Below are 16,688 nucleotides of genomic sequence, written 5' to 3'. Positions count from 1 at the left end.
GGTCAAGCCCGGCAATGACAGAATTGATTCAACAATGACAAGGGAAGGAAACCACCATGGCGTATGAGACGATCAAATACGAGGTCGCCGAGCAGATCCTCACCATGACGCTGAACCGGCCCGACAAGCTCAACGCCTTCAACGCGCAGATGCAAGCGGAGCTGATCGACGCGTTCGACGCCGCCGACAAGGACGACAATATCCGCGCCATCATCGTCACCGGCGCGGGCCGCGGCTTTTGCGCGGGCGCCGATCTTTCGTCCGGCGCCGATACGTTCGACCGCGACGCGCGCCGCGGTCCGGTGAAGCGGCTCGCCGACGGCAAGGTTGATTACAGCGATCCGCAGGTGCGCGATGGCGGCGGCCAGGTGACGCTACGCATATTCAAATGCTTGAAGCCCGTCATCGCTGCCGTGAACGGCCCCGCCGTCGGCATCGGCGTCACCATGCAGCTCGCGATGGACATCCGCATCGCCTCGGATGCCGCTCGCTTCGGCTTCGTGTTCTCCCAGCGCGGCATCGTGCCGGAGGCCGCGTCGAGCTGGTTCCTGCCGCGCATCGTCGGCATCTCGCAGGCGCTGGAATGGTGCTATTCCGGCCGCGTCTTCCCGGCACAGGAAGCGCTCTCCGGCCGTCTCGTCAGCAAGGTCGTGCCGCCCGATGATCTCCTGCCGACCGCGCGCGCACTTGCCAAGGAATTTGCCGCCAAAACCGCGCCGGTCTCGATCGCCCTGATCCGCCAGATGATGTGGCGCATGATGGGCGCGGACGATCCGATGGAGGCGCACAAGATCGACAGCCGCGGCATATACGCCCGCGGCCGCTCCGACGATGTGAAGGAAGGCGTGGTGTCGTTCCTGGAGAAGCGTCCGGCGCAATTCAAGAACAAGGTATCGACAGATATGCCGGATTATTTCCCGTGGTGGACGGAGCGGGAATATAAATAGTTCACGGTCATTCCGGGGCTCGCGAAGCGAGAACCCGGAATCTCGATTCCGGGTTCGCCCTTCGGGCTCCCCGGATGACGGTGGTAAAACTCAATCCATCACCAGCGCCACGCGGCCGATTGCCTTGCGCTCGATCAGCAATCGCATCGCCTTTGCATAATCTTCCAGCGGCAGGCGATGCGAAACGTGGGGGCGCAGCTTGCCCTCCTCCGCCCACCGCAAGAGCGCCTTCAGGCGCACCTCGCCAAGCTCAGGATTCCTTCGAACCGCTTCGCCGGCGCGCACGCCTAGCACGCTCGCGCCCTTGATCAACAGGAGATTGGTCTTGGCCGAACCGATGCCGCCGGTAAAACCAATCACCAGCAATCGCGCGCCCCAGGCGATGCAGCGCATCGAATCCTCGAACACCTGGCCGCCGACGGGATCGAACACGACATCCGCGCCGCGGCCGTCGGTGATGTGCTTGACAGCATCGCGAAACGGCTCGCGATCGTAGCGGACGAGATGATCGGCGCCGCGCGATTTCGCGATCGCCAGCTTCTCGTCGCTGGAGGCGGTTGCGATCACGGTCGCACCCAGCATCTTGCCGATCTCGATGGCCGCGAGACCGACGCCGCCGCCGGCGCCATGCACCAGCAGCACCTCGCCCGGCGCGACCCGGCCGCGATCGATCAGTGCATGATAGGCCGTGCCATGACCGGCGAGATAGGTCGCGGCCTCAGCATGGTCGAAAGTGGACGGCTTAGGGGTGAGTTGCGATGGCGTCACCACCGCTTCATCCGTGAAGGCGCCGTGGCGCATCTTCACGATGACCTTGTCGCCGACGGCAACGCCCCTCGCCTCCGCAGCCACCTCGATGACGTCCCCGGCAGCTTCCATGCCGGGCGTGAACGGCAGCTCCGGCTTGAGCTGATATTCGCCCGCCGCCATCAGCACGTCGGGAAAGTTCAGGCCGGCAGCGCGGATCGCAACGCGCACTTCGCCGGGCTTTAGCGGCGGCGACGGAAACTCCTCCAGCCGCAACGTCTCGGGCGCGCCGAGTTCACGGCAGATGACGGCCCGCACCATCAGGCCGCACTCGCCTTGGCGCGCAGCAGCGCCTCGCGGATCAGCGGCAGGCGGTCGTTGCCAAAGTACATGTCGGTCCTGCCGACGAAGATCGTCGGCGAGCCGAAACCGCCACGCGCCACGACCTCTTCGGTATTGGCCTTGAGCTGGTCCTTGATGCCCTGCTCTGCGATGCCCGCGAAGAATTTCTGCTCGTCGATGCCGACCTTCTTGCAGATGTCGGCGAGCACCGCGTCCTGCGAGATGTCCCTGTCCTCGCCCCAGTAGGTCTCGAACACGGCCGTGGCGAACGGCACCATGTCATTGCCGAGCCAGATGCAGCCGCGCATCGCCTTGACGCTGTTCACGGGAAACACGGTCGGCGGCATCTTGATCGACAGGCCTGCCGAGCGCGCCCAATCGGCGATATCCTTCTTCATGTAACGCGCCTTGAGCGGCACCGGCTTTTCGCGCTGCGCGTAGACGCTCGGATTGACCGTGTTGAAGATGCCGCCGACCAGGATCGGCCGCCAGATGATCTCCGCGCCGAGCTCTTTCGCCAGCGGCTGGATGTTGTGAAAGGCGAGATAGGTCCAGGGGCTGGAACAGTCGAAGAAGAATTCGATCATGGCGTTTCCGGTCCGGCGTCGCGGGGTTGACGACTTTTGTCGTTCTGTACCTCGACGTTAAGACATGGCAGGAAGAGGCGCAACATAACCCGCCGGGAGGCCGCCATGCTGTTTCCAACCACGATCGCCGGCTCCTTGCCGAAGCCGGAATGGCTCGCCGAGCCCAACATGCTGTGGGCGCCCTGGAAGTCGCAGGGCGAGGAGCTCTTGCGCGCCAAGCGCGACGCGACGCTGATCTGGCTGAAGATCCAGGAGGACGCCGGCATCGACATCGTCACCGAGGGCGAGCAGGCCCGCCAGCATTTCGTGCACGGCTTCCTGGAGAAGGTGGAAGGCATCGACTTCGCGCACAAGGTCGAGATGGGCATTCGCAAGGACCGTTACAAGGCGATGGTGCCGCAGGTAGTCGCGCCGCTTCGGCTCAAGGGCCGCGTTCATGCCGACGAGGCGCGCGTCGCGCGCTCGCACACGAAGAAGAAGCTGAAATTCACGCTGCCCGGCCCCATGACCATCATCGACACGATTGCGGACCGCTATTACGGCGACCGCGTGAAGATGGCGTTCGCTTTCGCCGAGATGCTGAACGAAGAGGCCAAGGCCCTCCAGGCCGACGGCGTCGATCTCGTGCAGTTCGACGAGCCCGCCTTCAACGTCTATATGGACGAGGTCAACGACTGGGGCATCAAGGCGCTGGAGCAGGCGGCGCAGGGTCTCACCTGCGCCACCGCCGTGCACATCTGCTATGGCTACGGCATCAAGGCCAACACTGACTGGAAGGCGACGCTCGGCAGCCAATGGCGGCAGTATGAGCAGATCTTCCCGGCAATCGATGCCAGCCCGATCCAGCAGGTCGCGATCGAGTGCCGCAATTCGAAGGTGCCGCTCGACCTGCTGGCGCTGCTCAAGGCCAAGATCGTGCAGGCCGGCGTGATCGACGTGGCCAGCGACACGGTGGAGACGGCGGACGACGTCGTGAAGGTGATCGAGGCAGTGTCGAAATTCGTCCCAAAGAGCAACATCATCGCCACCACCAATTGCGGCATGGCGCCGATGCGGCGGGAGATCGCCGAAGCCAAGCTGATGGCGCTCGGCGCCGGCGCGGCGCTGGCGCGCGAGAAACTGGGGTAATGGCACGGGCGGGCGCTGTGCTAAGGCAGCGCCGTCGGATGCAACACGGGCGCGTAGCCGGAGTTCAATGTGCGCAGCGTCGAGGGCGGCGTCAGTAACGTCGCTTCGCCAAGCTGACGCTCGACCGCGGTATAACCCGCCGGCGACCACAACAGCGCCCTGCCCCGCATCACCAAAAAACTGTCCTCGCCCTGCTGAACCATTGCGCCGTCGGGGAGCTGGTCGAGCGGCACCAGCAAGACGTGCAGTCGTTTGCTGCCGTGATCGAGCCGCTCATGATGCAGCACCGTGTCGATGTCGTGCATGCGGACGCCGTGCACGCGATTGCCCTTTTCCCACGCAGCCCGGAAGCGATTGGCATCGTCGCGGCGGCAGTAGAAGCAGGGGCGATGGCCGGCGGCGAGCGCAGTGGCCTCGTCCAGGAAGAACAGCTCGGTCCAGCTTCGCTGTGCCATCACCTCGCGGCGCCGTCCGCGGAATTCGCAAGTGCAGGTGAGCCAGGCCGGCGACGACCACCGCTTCCTCAGCAGCGTCTTCGTCGCCGGATCATGGATGATGCCGCGGTTGCCGGTGAACAGGCCGCGATGGGGCGTGGCAATGATCTCACCGGTCGGCGTGACGCGATTTTGCAGCGGGCGAGTAGCGAATGGCGAATTGCGAATTGGGGATTCACTACTGGCCATTCGCCACTCGCCATTCGCACTCTCTCACGCCGCCCCGTCGCGAAGCGGCGGGTGGTAGGACAGCGCAGTGTCCCAGGGGAAGAAGATCCAGGTATCCTGCGACACTTCCGTGATGAAGGTATCGACCAGCGGACGCCCCATCGGCTTGGCGTAGACGGTGGCGAAATGCGCATTGGGCAGCATCTCGCGCACCAGCTTGCCGGTCTTCCCGGTATCAACGAGGTCGTCGACGATTAGAAGCCCCTTTCCGGTGCCGCCGCCGAGCTTCATCGCCGCCTCGGAAATACTCTTGAGGACCTGGAGCTCGCCCTGCTTGTTGTGGTCGTAGCTGGCGATGCAGACCGTATCGATCACGCGCACGCCGAGCTCGCGCGCCACGATCGCGGCCGGCACCAGGCCGCCGCGGGTGATCGCGATCACTGCATGGAACGGACCGACCTCGTTGAGACGCCAGCTCAGCGCCCGGCAATCCCGGTGGAATTGGTCCCAGGAGACCGGGAAGGCCTTGCCCGCCCGTTCCTGCGCGCTGAGTTCCGGTGCTTCACCCGCCATTGTCGTCTCCTGCTTCGTAAAACGTCCGGCAAGCCGGGCGCTTTAGCGGGTGATGTTCAATCCCGCCAGCATTTCCTTCACTGCCGCCATCGCCGCCGCGAGCTTATCCGCATCGCGCGAGCGCACCACCAGATTGGTGTTCGGCCTTTGCTCCTCGTCCATGAAGGGATAGCTGCCGATGATGGTGTCGGGATGGGCGGCCGCGATCGCGCGCAGCGGGCTGCCGATGTCGCCCTCGCGCGCATTGGCGCGGACCGATTCGGAAAGCATGCGCACGCCGGATTTCAGCTTGGGCGAGACGATATCCATCATCGCCTGCATGATCGAGGGCACGCCGGCCATCACGATGACATTGCCGATCTTGAAGCCCGGCGCGAGGATGGTCGCGCTCTGGATCAGCTCAGCACCGTCAGGGATGCGAGCCATGCGCAAGCGGGCCTCGTTGAGGTCCTGCTCGCTCCAGCGCTCGCGGAAGCGGGCGACCACCTCCGGGTGATGGTCGATGCCGACGCCGAAGGCCTTGGCGACGCTGTCGGCCGTAATGTCGTCATGGGTCGGGCCGATGCCGCCGGTGGTGAAGACATAGGTGTAGCGGTGCCGCAGTGCATTCAAGGCGGCGATGATGTCGTCCTCGTCGTCGGAGACGATCCGGACTTCCTTCAAGTCGATGCCGATATTGGTCAGGTACTCGGCGATGAACCCGATGTTCTTGTCCTTGGTTCGGCCGGACAGGATTTCGTCCCCAATGACCAGAATGCCCGCCGTGACGATCTCGCTCATAAACTGTCCCTCACCTGTGGCGCCAACTTTGCCGAGGTAACGCGTTGAAGTCACGCGGTTTGCCGCCGAAATAAGCAGTCCTCAGCCATTTTTTCAGGCAAGCCGCCGGCCATCCCCGGCAAATGCCCGTCCTCCATGCTTATCGCGCTGGCCCGCCCCTTGCTACCACATGAAAGTCATGCACTCTTGCCGCATGGCCACAGGACGTTGCGGTCTCCACCAAGGCCGGCGCGACTTGGCTCATGTCGCAACGCCTGGGGAGAACAGTCGGGATCTATGGCAGTCGCGTTTGATGAAATGAATATTCCCGGCGGCGACCTGCGCCCTGCTTATCAAGAGCTGGCGCGTTGGCTCAAGGAGACGCCTCCCGAGGCGCTCGAATATCGCCGCCAGGAGGCGGAACTGCTGTTCCGCCGCATCGGCATCACCTTTGCGGTCTATGGCGAAGCCGAGTCGACCGAGCGCCTGATCCCGTTCGACGTGATCCCGCGGATCATGTCCGGCAAGGAATGGGCGCTGCTGGAGAAGGGCCTGAAGCAGCGCGTGCGTGCGCTCAATATGTTTTTGCGCGACATCTATCACGGCCGCGATATCCTTCGTGCCGAAATCGTACCCGACGATCTGATCTTCCAGAACCCGGTGTTCCGGCCCGAGATGAACGGCCAGCAGGTGCCGCACGACGTCTATGTGCACATCGCCGGCATCGACATCGTCCGGACCGACGCTGAAGACTTCATCGTGCTGGAGGATAATGCGCGGACGCCTTCGGGCGTGTCCTACATGCTGGAAAACCGCGAGATCATGATGCGGCTGTTTCCTGATCTGTTCGCCCGCCACAGGGTGGCGCCGGTCGAACGCTATCCGGACGAGCTTCTCGCCGCGCTGCGCTCGGTCGCGCCGCAAAGCGCCTCCGGCGAGCCGACCGTCGCCCTGCTCACGCCCGGCGTCTACAACTCCGCCTATTACGAGCACTCGTTCCTGGCCGACAAGCTCGGCATCGAGCTGGTCGAGGGCCGCGACCTCGTTGTCAAGAACAACGAAGTGTTCATGCGGACGACGGAGGGGTTGAAGCGGGTTGACGTGATCTATCGCCGCGTCGACGACGATTTCCTCGATCCCCTCACCTTCCGCCCCGACTCCGTGCTCGGCGTGCCGGGCCTGATGTCGGCCTATGCGGCCGGCAACATCACGCTCGCCAATGCTGTCGGCACCGGCATCGCCGACGACAAGGCGATCTACTCCTACATGCCCGACATCGTAAAATTCTATCTCGGCGAGGAGCCGATCCTGAATAACGTGCCGACCTGGCGCTGTCGCGAGCCGAAGGATCTCGCCTATGTGCTGGACAATCTTGGCGAACTCGTCGTCAAGGAGGTCCATGGCTCCGGCGGCTACGGCATGCTGATCGGCCCCGCCGCGACGAAAGCCACGATCGAGGCCTTCCGCGAGAAACTGAAGCGTGAGCCGGAAGGCTTCATCGCGCAGCCGACGCTGGCGCTCTCGACCTGCCCGACCTGCACCGCAAGCGGCCTCGCCCCGCGCCATGTCGACCTGCGGCCTTTCGTGCTCACGGGCAGCAAGCGCACCACGATCGTGCCGGGTGGGCTGACACGCGTTGCACTGAAGGAAGGCTCTCTGGTCGTCAATTCCAGCCAGGGCGGCGGCACCAAGGACACCTGGATTTTGGACGAGTAGAGACATGCTGTCGCGTACCGCCGAAAACCTCTACTGGCTCGCTCGCTACGTCGAACGGGCCGAATACCTCGCGCGCACCATCGATGCGACGCTGCGCGTCACCGCGCTTCCCGCCGCCTATATCGGCAAGACCAATGAATGGGACTCGGCGCTGCTCACCGCCGGTGTCGCCGGCAGTTTCTATCAGCAATATGAGGAAGCCAACGAGCACAACGTCGTCGATTACCTCTCGTTCTCGGCGGGAAACCCGTCCTCGATCAAGAACTGCATCGAGGCGGCCCGCCTCAACTCGCGCTCGGTGCGCACCGCGCTCACCAGCGAGATGTGGGACACCATCAATTCGGCCTGGATCGAGCTTCAGGCGGTCTGGAGCAAGGGCACGTCCACGCGGGAGGACCTCGCAAAATTCCTGCGCTTCGTGCAGGAGACCTCGCTGCGCTTCGACGGGTCGGCCTACCGGACCATGCTGCGCAACGACGCCTACTGGTTCTCGCGGATGGGCGTGCATCTCGAACGCGCCGACAACACCGCGCGCATCCTCGATGTGAAGTATCACGTGCTCTTGCCCGAGAAAGAGCATGTCGGCGGCCCGCTCGACTTCTATCAGTGGAGCTCGATTCTGCGCTCGGTCTCGGCGCTGACGGCCTATCACTGGGTCTATCGCGAGACGCTGAAACCGTGGCTGATCGCAGACCTGCTCATCCTCAACGACACGCTGCCGCGCTCGCTGGCAAGCTGCTACGGCAATCTCGTGCGCAACCTCGACCAGATCGGCGTCGCCTATGGCCGCCAGGGACCCGCTCAGCGCCACGCCCGCGGCATCCGCAACCGGCTAGAACACAGCAATATGAACGACATTTTCCAGCACGGCGTGCATGAATTCATTCAGGAATTCATTACCGACAATTCCAGGCTGGGCGAAATCATCACCAAGCAGTATTTGATCTGATACAGGCTGTCATGCCGGGGCGCCCCAAGGGCGAACTATGGTGCGCAATTGCGCACCTGAGAATCTCGAGATTCCGGGTCTGGTCCTTCGGACCATCCCGGAATGACGGAGCAAGTTAATCACCATGCGCCTGCGAATCCAGCACACCACGACCTATCGCTACGAGCCGCCGGCGACCAGCGTGATCCAGATCCTTCGGATGACGCCCGGCAGCCATGACGGGCAGTATGTGGCGGAATGGCAGATCGATGTCTCGACGGACACCAAGCTCGACACGCACGAGGACGCGTTCGGCAACGTCACCAATGTGCTATCCTGCGGTTCCGTCGGCGACATCAAGATCACCGCCGAAGGCCTGATCGAGACCCACGACACCGGCGGCGTGCTGCGCGGCACGGACGAGCGCTTTCCGGCCGGCATGTTTCTGCGCTCAACCGACCTCACCTCCGTCAATCCGGCGATGATGGCGGTTGCGCGCCAGTTGCGCAGCGAGGCCGAGAGCGACACGCTCGGCTTCCTGCACACGTTGATGGCCGAGATCGGCGATCACATGACCTTCGACGAGGACCCGACCAACAGCGGCACCTCGGCGGCGGAGGCGTTCACGCTCAAGCGCGGCGTCTGCCAGGACTACGCGCATATCTTCATCGCCTGCGCACGCAGCGGTGGCGTGCCGGCGCGCTTCGTCTCCGGACACTTCCTGCGCTCGGACGGCACGGTGCACCAGGAGGCCGGCCACGCCTGGGCGGAGGCCTACGTGCCCGATCTCGGCTGGGTTGGCTTCGATCCCGCCAACAGCATCTGCGCCACCGACGCCCATGTCCGCGTCGCGATCGGACTCGATTATCTCGGCGCAGCCCCCGTGCGCGGCACCCGCTATGGCGGCGGCACGGAGACGCTGACGGTGGCCGTCAAGGTCGAGCAGGCCGGCCGCGGCGGGCAGTCGCAATCGCAGTCACAGCGGCAAAGCTAGCTCGTCGTTCCGGGCGTGCCTCGGCACGCGTTCGGAATCCATTGGGCCGCAGAGTTAGCGGAGGAATGGATTCCGGCTTCGCGATTACGTCGCGCCCCGGAATGACGACATGATCCCTGGGAATCGGGGGTTGGAGCGGCTCCCGAAATTGGCTAGTAATTCCGCGCAAACGCGTTCGGGGACTGGAAATGACCTATTGTTGCGGAATCCTGGTTCGGGACGGTCTGGTGATGATCGCCGATACCCGCACCAATGCCGGCCTCGACAACGTCTCGACCTTCCGCAAGCTGCACATCTTCTCCAAGCCCGGCGAGCGCATCATGGCGATCGCCAGCGCCGGCAACCTCGCCATCAGCCAGTCGGTGCTGTCGACGCTGACGGAAGGCCTGGAGGACCCCGACACGGGCGAGATCGAGACGCTGATGAACGCGCCGACCATGTTCCAGGCCGCCCAGCGCATCGGCCGGGCGATCCGGGCCGTGCACGCGACCGAAGGGCCGGCGCTGAAGTCCGAGGACGTTTCCTTCGACGTCTCCTTCCTGTTCGGCGGCCAGATCAAGGGCTCCCGGATGCGCCTGTTCATGATCTACACCGCCGGCAATTTCATCGAGTGTACCACAGATACGCCGTACTTGCAGATCGGCGAGCACAAATACGGCAAGCCGGTGCTCGACCGCGCCATGCACTACGACGTCGAGTTGTACGAGGCGCTGAAGACCGGCCTGATCTCGATGGACTCCACCATGCGCTCGAACCTCGGCGTCGGCCTGCCGATCGACGTGCTGGTGGTGCGCAACGATGCCTGCGAGGCCGATCTCAATCACCGCATCGAGGCGGGCGAGCCCTATTTCCACGATTTGCGCTCGCGCTGGTCGGCGGCGTTGCGCGCCGCACATCAGAACATTCCGCGCCCGCCCTACAAGAACGAAAAAGAACCCAAAAGCTGACAGCATGACAAAAGGCAAGAAACGATGAGTGAAGCAAAAAAGATCGCAGTGGTGACGGGTGCTGGCACCGGTGTCGGGCGTGCGGCGTCGCTGGCGCTGATGAACACCGGCTTCACCGTGGTGCTGGTCGGGCGCAGGCTCGACATGCTCGAGGAGACCGCAAAGCTCGGCCCCGCAGGAAAAAGCCTGTGTGTCACCGCCGACATGACCAAACCGGAGTCGATCGCGGCGCTGTTTGCCAAGGTGAAGGAGACCTATGGCCGCCTCGACCTGCTCTTCAACAACGCCGGCATGGGCGCGCCGGCCGTCAACTTCGAGGATCTCAGCCTTGAGCAGTGGCAGGCGGTGGTGAACACCAACCTCACCGGCCCGTTCCTGTGCACTCAGCACGCCTTCCGCATCATGAAGGACCAGACCCCGCGCGGCGGCCGTATCATCAACAATGGTTCGATCTCGGCACACGCGCCGCGGCCGTTCTCTGCCGCCTATACCTCGACCAAGCACGCCATCACGGGTCTCACCAAGGCGTCCAATCTCGACGGCCGCATGTATGACATCGCGGTCGGCCAGGTTGATATCGGCAATGCCGCCACCCCGATGACCGACCGCATGGTCAACGGTCCCGGCGTGCTCCAGCCCGACGGCACCACCAAGCACGAGCCGCGCATGGATGCCAAGGCGGTCGGCGATGCCGTCGCCTACATGGCGAGTTTGCCGCTCGACGCCAATGTGCTGACCATGACAGTGATGGCGACCAAGATGCCGTTCGTGGGGCGGGGGTAAAACAAAAGAACGCAACGCCTCCACAATCATCCTTGCGAGCGCGGCGAAGCAATCCAGGATTTCTCTGCGGAGGGACTCTAGATTGCTTCGTCGCATTAGCGCAAAATTGCTTCGCAATCTTGTCGCGAGTTCCTCGCAATCCCGCGTCGACGGGCGGAGTGTTACTCCAAACTCTCCACCTGGCGCAGGCTCGGGAACAGCTTCATCCACAGGAGTGCCACCGCGACGGTGGCGACGCCGCCGAGCGCAGCGGCGGGCATGGCGCCGAACAGGGCGGCGGTGAGGCCGCTCTCGAACTGGCCGAGCTGGTTCGAGGCATTGATGAAGAGGAAATTCACCGCTCCGACCCGGCCGCGCATCTCGTCGGGCGTGGACAGCTGCACCAGCGAGAAACGGATCACGACGCTGATCGTGTCGGCGGCGCCGAGAACGGCGAGCGCAAGCACCGAGAGCCACATCCAGGACGACAGCGCGAATACGATCGTGGCGACACCGAACACGATCACGGCCTGAAACATGCGCAGGCCCACATGTCGCGAGATGGCGTGACGCGCCAGCACCATGGTCATCAAGAGCGCGCCAACCGCAGGCGCCGCACGCAGCGCGCCGAGCCCGACCGGCCCGGTCTGGAGGATGTCGCGGGCATAGATCGGCAGCAGCGCGGTGACGCCGCCGAACAACACTGCGAACAGATCGAGCGAGATGGTGCCGAGGATCGCAGGGTTGCCGCGAATGAAGCGGACACCGGCAAAGATGTTGTCCGAGCTCGTCCCCTCCTTGGCGACCGCCTGCGGACGCGGCCGGATGAAGCCGGTCAGGATCATCCCAAGGATCCAGAACAGCACCATCACGGCATAGGCGAGATGCGGCGCCACCGCATAGGCAAAGCCGCCGAGCGCGGGCCCCGTAATGGTCGCGACCTGCGCCGCGCCGCTGGAGACCGCGGTGGCGCGCTGGAGCGAACCTTGCGGTGCGATCAGCGGCAGCAGCGCCGCCGTGGTCGGGCTCTCGAAGGCGCCGGCAATGCCGAGCACGAAGGTCGCGACGAAGATCTGCACCTCACCGACCGCGCCGAGATAGGTGATCACAGCGAGATAGAGTGCGGTTGCTGCTTCCACGAGCTGACAGAGCTGGACGACGCGCTTACGCTCATAGCGATCGGCGGCATGACCGGCGACGAACACGAGCAGCGCGGTGGGCAGAAATTGCACGAGGCCGACCATGCCGAGATCGAAGGCCGAGCCGGTGAGATCGTAGACCTGCCAGCCGATCGCGACCGCCGCGATCTGGCTGGAGAAACGCGACAGGCTGCGCGAGAGCAGGAAGAACAGGAAGGCGCGGTGGGCGAGGAGCGCGCGGGCACTGACCGGCGGATCTCCGGATATTGGCTGCTCTGGCATCGCCGCTTCGACCACCTCTTGGATCGTCTTTTGCGTCACCCCCGGACCGTCCGTGCCCTGATGTCGACGTGCCCCGCGTGACTGAGGCGGACCGGCTTGTCAACAGCGGGACGCCTCCCGCACGTCCCGGCATTGCCTTTGCAACGCAGGCGCGGCCATAATCATTGGGGCTTTGGGGACATCATGCTGCGCTTGCAATCGGCACTCGGCATTTTCGCATTGCTGCTGATCGCCTTCGCGCTCGCAGAGAATCGCCGCGCCGTGTCGTTGCGGCAGGCGGCGATCGGCCTCGTCGCCACCTTCGTCACCGCCATCGTCCTCCTGAAGTTACCCGCGCTCGCGCGCGCCTTCGGCGCCATCAACGACGCGGTCGGGGCGATCTCCGCGGCCTCGCGCGCCGGCTCCTCGTTCGTATTCGGCTATATCGGTGGCGACGCCCTGCCCTTCGACGTCAAGGTGCCGGGTGCGGATTTCATCCTGGCGTTCCAGGCGCTGCCGATCGTGCTGGTGATGAGCGTGCTGACGACGCTGCTGTTCTATTGGCGGGTGCTGCCGCCGATCGTGCGGGGCATGGCCTGGCTGCTGGAGCGCACCTTAGGGGTCGGCGGCGCCGTGGGGCTGTCGACCGCCGCCAACATCTTCCTCGGCATGGTCGAGGCGCCCCTGTTCGTGCGGCCGTATCTGAAGCAGATGACCCGCAGCGAATTGTTCCTGGTGATGACCGGCGGCATGGCCGGCATCGCCGGCACCGTGCTGGTGCTCTATGCGACGCTGCTGGCACCCCTTATCCCCGATGCCGCCGCGCACTTCGTCATCGCCTCCGTGCTGGGGGCGCCGGCCGCGATCCTCGTCAGCCTGATCATGGTGCCCGAGACATCCGACAGGCGCACCGGCGGCGCGCTGGAAAATCCCGAGATGGAGGTCTCCGGCACGATGGACGCGATCGTGAAGGGCACCACCGCGGGTCTCGAGCTGCTGCTCAACATCGTCGCGATGCTGCTGGTGCTGGTGGCTCTGGTCTACCTCGTCAACGCCATCCTCGGCCTGCTGCCTGATATCGGCGGCGCCGCGATCTCGTTGCAGCGCCTGCTGGGCCTCGCGATGGCGCCGGTGTGCTGGCTGATGGGACTGCCATGGGACCAGGCGGTCACCGCCGGCAGCCTGATGGGCACGAAAACCGTGCTCAACGAATTGATTGCCTATGTCGACTTCTCAAAACTGCCGCCCGACGCGCTCGATCCGCGCTCGCGCCTGATCATGCTCTACGCGATGTGTGGCTTCGCCAATTTCGCCAGCCTCGGCATCATGATCGGCGGCCTAGGGGTGATGGCGCCGGAGCGGCGCGAGGAGATCAACGCGCTGGGGCTGAAGTCGATCGTGTCGGGGACGCTGACGACGTGCCTGATGGGAGCGGTGGTGGGGGTGTTGGCGTAGTTCTCTCCGCTGTCATTCCGGGACGCGACGAAGTCGCGAACCCGGAATCTATTGATCCACCGTTTCTGCCGCTCAATGGATTCCGGGCTCGCGCTACGCGCGCCCCGGAATGACATCAAGCCTTCAACTCCACCGTCTTGAACTCCGCCGGCAGGATCACCTCCAGCAATTCGACGTCATCCGAGTAATCCAGAATCATGTGCTTGATCTTCGGCGGCTGGGTCCAGGCGCTGCCCTCTTTCATCAAGGTCTCGCCCTGCCCGTCCAGATAAGTCTTCACCCAGCCCTTGAGCACGTAGACCATCTGGAATTCGACATCGTGATAATGAAGCTTTGAGACCTCGGCCGGATTACACGGGCCTTGCAGACGGATGACATGCGCTTGCGCCAGGCCATGGGTCGCGTCGGCTATGCCAAGGTCGCGGTATTTGGCATAGGCGCGCAAGCCGTCGGCTTTGAAATCCTCTTCGCGGTGATGGCTGATGGCGATGCGCTGCTTGGGCCGGGCGGGTTTGCTCGGCGCGAGCATACGCGCCTTCGCCTTCACTGCCTTGCGCGCCGAGGGTCGAGCTGCGGCCTTGGCTCCACTCCGCTTCTTCACCGCGGCTTGCGCTGCGCTGCGCGATCTTACTTTTTTGGCCATCGGCCCGCCTCCCGTTGCTTGTTATTATGCGGCGAGACTAGCACAGAACGAGATCATGTAGCGGGGGCAAAGCGAAACGTGCCCACCATTGCGAGAAGCAGTCGCGGAGACGGTGGGCGCGGCGCGAGCGCGCCTTTGCTCGCCCACGAAGCCGGTGCTCGATCTCAATGCAGCCGGAACACGCCGTCGACCGCGCGGAGTTCGGCCGGCTTGATCAGCTTGCAATGCGCCACGGTGACCGAATGCAGGGGGCCGTCGAGCCTTTCCTGCCAGAACGCCAGGAAGTCCTTCAGCGCCGGAAATTTCGGAAACATGTCGTAGTTCTGCCAGACGTAAGTCTGGAGCAGCGACGGATGATCCGGCATCCGATAGAGAATTTGCGCCGTCGTCAGCCCGTAACCCAGCATCTGCTTCCGGAAATCCTCGGAAGCGCCCCCACTCTGCAGTCCCATGCCAAACCTCCTTTGCAGGAGCGCATTCAAGGGGCGGCCTGGTCGGTGTGCGCCTTACGAGCCACCCGGTACTGATGCGCTCACATGTGAGAAATGTGACGCAAACTGACAATTCATCTCAAGCCCAAAAGTTTAACAAGCTGTTGAAATTCAACGCGTTAGCAGCAGATGCGGCTCCGTGCTAATACGGCCCAGCGCACCGTTAACGATGGCAAAGAGATTCTGGCAGTCCGCACTTCCGGGTGCTAATTTTCTGCTAGAAGCCCTTGCCCCCGCAAAATTCCTGTCCTATTTGTTCCTCGCCTGTGCTAGCACTCGCGGGCAATGACTGCTAACAACCTCGAAATTCCTCAACTCTTGCAATTGCTTAGGAGGACTGCATGAAATTCCGTCCGCTTCACGACCGCGTCGTGGTCAAGCGCATCGACGCAGAAGAGAAGACCGCTGGCGGCATCATCATTCCCGACACTGCCAAGGAAAAGCCCTCCCAGGGCGAAGTCATCGCCGTCGGCCCCGGTGGCCGCGACGAGTCCGGCAAGCTGATCCCGATCGACCTCAAGGTCGGCGACCGCGTGCTGTTCGGCAAGTGGTCCGGCACCGAGGTCAAGATCGACGGACAGGATCTGCTGATCATGAAGGAGAGCGACGTTATGGGCGTTCTCGAAGTCAGCGAGTCCAAGAAGAAGGCGGCTTAAAAGCCCCGCTCCCCTCCCTTTAAATTTCAAGGAAAAATCCAGATGGCAGCCAAAGAAGTCAAATTCTCGGTTGAGGCGCGCGACAAGATGCTGCGCGGCGTCGACATCCTCGCCAACGCGGTGAAGGTCACGCTCGGTCCCAAGGGCCGCAACGTCGTGCTCGACAAATCATTCGGCGCTCCCCGTATCACCAAGGACGGCGTCACCGTCGCCAAGGAGATCGAGCTTGAGGACAAGTTCGAGAACATGGGCGCCCAAATGGTGCGCGAAGTTGCCTCCAAGTCCGCTGACGCGGCCGGCGACGGCACCACTACCGCGACCGTGCTCGCGGCCGCGATCGTGAAGGAAGGCGCCAAGTCTGTCGCCGCCGGCATGAACCCGATGGACCTCAAGCGCGGTATCGACCTCGCGGTCGAAGCCGTGGTGGCAGACCTCGAGAAGAACTCGAAGAAGGTCACCTCGAACGACGAAATCGCCCAGGTCGGCACCATTTCCGCCAACGGCGACGCCGAGATCGGCAAGTTCCTCTCCGACGCCATGAAGAAGGTCGGCAACGAGGGCGTGATCACCGTCGAGGAAGCCAAGTCGCTGGAGACCGAGCTCGACGTCGTCGAGGGCATGCAGTTCGACCGCGGCTACATCTCGCCCTACTTCGTCACCAACGCCGACAAGATGCGCGTTGAGATGGACGACGCCTACATCCTCATCAACGAGAAGAAGCTCTCCTCGCTGAACGAGCTGCTGCCGCTGCTCGAGGCCGTGGTGCAGACCGGCAAGCCGCTGGTCATCGTCGCCGAGGACGTGGAAGGCGAAGCGCTCGCGACCCTGGTCGTGAACCGCCTGCGCGGCGGCCTGAAGGTCGCGGCCGTCAAGGCTCCGGGCTTCGGCGATCGCCGCAAGGCCATGCTGCAGGACATCGCGATCCTGACCGGCGGCCAGGCGATCTCGGAA

18 protein-coding genes are annotated in these 16,688 nt (G+C 63.7%); 10 read left to right on the top strand and 8 right to left on the bottom strand.

Annotated features, from left to right (window positions below; translation table 11 throughout):
- Positions 1–56: 56 nt before the first annotated feature.
- The gene (locus IVB12_RS05175; RefSeq protein ID WP_247296288.1) at positions 57–947 is read left to right on the top strand and encodes a crotonase/enoyl-CoA hydratase family protein; all 891 of its coding nucleotides are present in this window, start codon (positions 57–59) and stop codon (positions 945–947) included.
- A 90-nt stretch (positions 948–1,037) separates the two neighbouring features.
- On the opposite strand, the gene IVB12_RS05170 is transcribed toward IVB12_RS05175, so the two are convergent.
- Together IVB12_RS05170 and IVB12_RS05165 are read right to left on the bottom strand one after the other, a co-directional pair.
- Positions 1,038–2,015 (bottom strand): NADPH:quinone oxidoreductase family protein, encoded by a 978-nt coding sequence (locus tag IVB12_RS05170; RefSeq protein WP_247296286.1) that lies wholly within the window; start codon positions 2,013–2,015, stop codon positions 1,038–1,040.
- Complete coding sequence (locus IVB12_RS05165; RefSeq protein WP_247296285.1) at positions 2,015–2,623, bottom strand: 2-hydroxychromene-2-carboxylate isomerase; 609 nt, start codon at positions 2,621–2,623, stop codon at positions 2,015–2,017. The genes IVB12_RS05170 and IVB12_RS05165 overlap by 1 nt, the downstream gene beginning before the upstream one ends.
- Before the next feature lie 105 nt (positions 2,624–2,728).
- Between IVB12_RS05165 and IVB12_RS05160 the strand changes: the two genes are divergently transcribed.
- Positions 2,729–3,751 carry a methionine synthase gene (locus tag IVB12_RS05160; protein WP_247296284.1) on the top strand — a complete coding sequence of 341 codons (1,023 nt, stop codon included), beginning with the start codon at positions 2,729–2,731 and terminating at the stop codon, positions 3,749–3,751.
- 20 nt (positions 3,752–3,771) lie between these two features.
- On the opposite strand, the gene IVB12_RS05155 is transcribed toward IVB12_RS05160, so the two are convergent.
- From IVB12_RS05155 to IVB12_RS05145, 3 genes are read right to left on the bottom strand one after another with little or no spacing between them, the layout of a single operon-like run.
- Positions 3,772–4,434, bottom strand: a complete 663-nt coding sequence (locus IVB12_RS05155) for a hypothetical protein (protein ID WP_247296282.1) — start codon at positions 4,432–4,434, stop codon at positions 3,772–3,774.
- A gap of 24 nt (positions 4,435–4,458) precedes the next feature.
- Positions 4,459–4,986 (bottom strand): xanthine phosphoribosyltransferase, encoded by a 528-nt coding sequence (gpt, locus tag IVB12_RS05150; protein ID WP_247296280.1) that lies wholly within the window; start codon positions 4,984–4,986, stop codon positions 4,459–4,461.
- 42 nt (positions 4,987–5,028) lie between these two features.
- Entirely contained in the window at positions 5,029–5,766 is a 738-nt protein-coding gene (locus IVB12_RS05145) for a molybdopterin-binding protein (protein ID WP_247296279.1), read from the bottom strand.
- A gap of 276 nt (positions 5,767–6,042) precedes the next feature.
- Here IVB12_RS05145 and IVB12_RS05140 point away from each other — a divergent pair, with 276 nt between their 5' ends.
- The 5 genes from IVB12_RS05140 (at position 6,043) to IVB12_RS05120 (ending at position 11,113) form a co-directional block, all read left to right on the top strand.
- Positions 6,043–7,461 carry a circularly permuted type 2 ATP-grasp protein gene (locus tag IVB12_RS05140; protein ID WP_247296277.1) on the top strand — a complete coding sequence of 473 codons (1,419 nt, stop codon included), beginning with the start codon at positions 6,043–6,045 and terminating at the stop codon, positions 7,459–7,461.
- 4 nt (positions 7,462–7,465) lie between these two features.
- Positions 7,466–8,410, top strand: a complete 945-nt coding sequence (locus IVB12_RS05135) for an alpha-E domain-containing protein (RefSeq protein WP_247296275.1) — start codon at positions 7,466–7,468, stop codon at positions 8,408–8,410.
- Positions 8,411–8,534: 124 nt separating this feature from the next.
- On the top strand, positions 8,535–9,383 hold the full coding sequence (locus tag IVB12_RS05130; RefSeq protein ID WP_247296273.1) for a transglutaminase family protein: 849 nt from the start codon (positions 8,535–8,537) through the stop codon (positions 9,381–9,383).
- Positions 9,384–9,571: 188 nt separating this feature from the next.
- The gene (locus IVB12_RS05125) at positions 9,572–10,330 is read left to right on the top strand and encodes a proteasome-type protease (RefSeq protein WP_247296271.1); all 759 of its coding nucleotides are present in this window, start codon (positions 9,572–9,574) and stop codon (positions 10,328–10,330) included.
- Positions 10,331–10,354: 24 nt separating this feature from the next.
- Positions 10,355–11,113, top strand: a complete 759-nt coding sequence (locus tag IVB12_RS05120) for an SDR family oxidoreductase (protein WP_247296269.1) — start codon at positions 10,355–10,357, stop codon at positions 11,111–11,113.
- A 161-nt stretch (positions 11,114–11,274) separates the two neighbouring features.
- Here the strand turns inward: IVB12_RS05120 and IVB12_RS05115 are convergent, their stop codons facing one another.
- Entirely contained in the window at positions 11,275–12,513 is a 1,239-nt protein-coding gene (locus IVB12_RS05115; RefSeq protein WP_247296449.1) for an MFS transporter, read from the bottom strand.
- A 183-nt stretch (positions 12,514–12,696) separates the two neighbouring features.
- Here IVB12_RS05115 and IVB12_RS05110 point away from each other — a divergent pair, with 183 nt between their 5' ends.
- A complete protein-coding gene (locus IVB12_RS05110) occupies positions 12,697–13,947 on the top strand; it encodes a nucleoside transporter C-terminal domain-containing protein (protein WP_247296267.1) in 1,251 nt (416 codons plus the stop codon).
- 115 nt (positions 13,948–14,062) lie between these two features.
- On the opposite strand, the gene IVB12_RS05105 is transcribed toward IVB12_RS05110, so the two are convergent.
- Both IVB12_RS05105 and IVB12_RS05100 read right to left on the bottom strand, forming a co-directional pair.
- Entirely contained in the window at positions 14,063–14,590 is a 528-nt protein-coding gene (locus tag IVB12_RS05105; RefSeq protein ID WP_247296265.1) for a cupin domain-containing protein, read from the bottom strand.
- Positions 14,591–14,754: 164 nt separating this feature from the next.
- Entirely contained in the window at positions 14,755–15,042 is a 288-nt protein-coding gene (locus tag IVB12_RS05100; RefSeq protein WP_247296263.1) for an usg protein, read from the bottom strand.
- A gap of 380 nt (positions 15,043–15,422) precedes the next feature.
- On the opposite strand from IVB12_RS05100, the gene IVB12_RS05095 reads away from it, so the two are divergent.
- The gene (locus tag IVB12_RS05095) at positions 15,423–15,737 is read left to right on the top strand and encodes a co-chaperone GroES (RefSeq protein ID WP_247280104.1); all 315 of its coding nucleotides are present in this window, start codon (positions 15,423–15,425) and stop codon (positions 15,735–15,737) included.
- A 42-nt stretch (positions 15,738–15,779) separates the two neighbouring features.
- The coding region (groEL, locus tag IVB12_RS05090; protein WP_247296261.1) for a chaperonin GroEL at positions 15,780–16,688 on the top strand (909 nt) is incomplete at its 3' end.

This window comes from Bradyrhizobium sp. 179 (assembly GCF_023073535.1).
GTDB lineage: Bacteria > Pseudomonadota > Alphaproteobacteria > Rhizobiales > Xanthobacteraceae > Bradyrhizobium.
The sequence above is the reverse complement of the archived record's forward strand: the minus strand, read 5'-3'. Positions and strand labels throughout refer to the sequence as shown.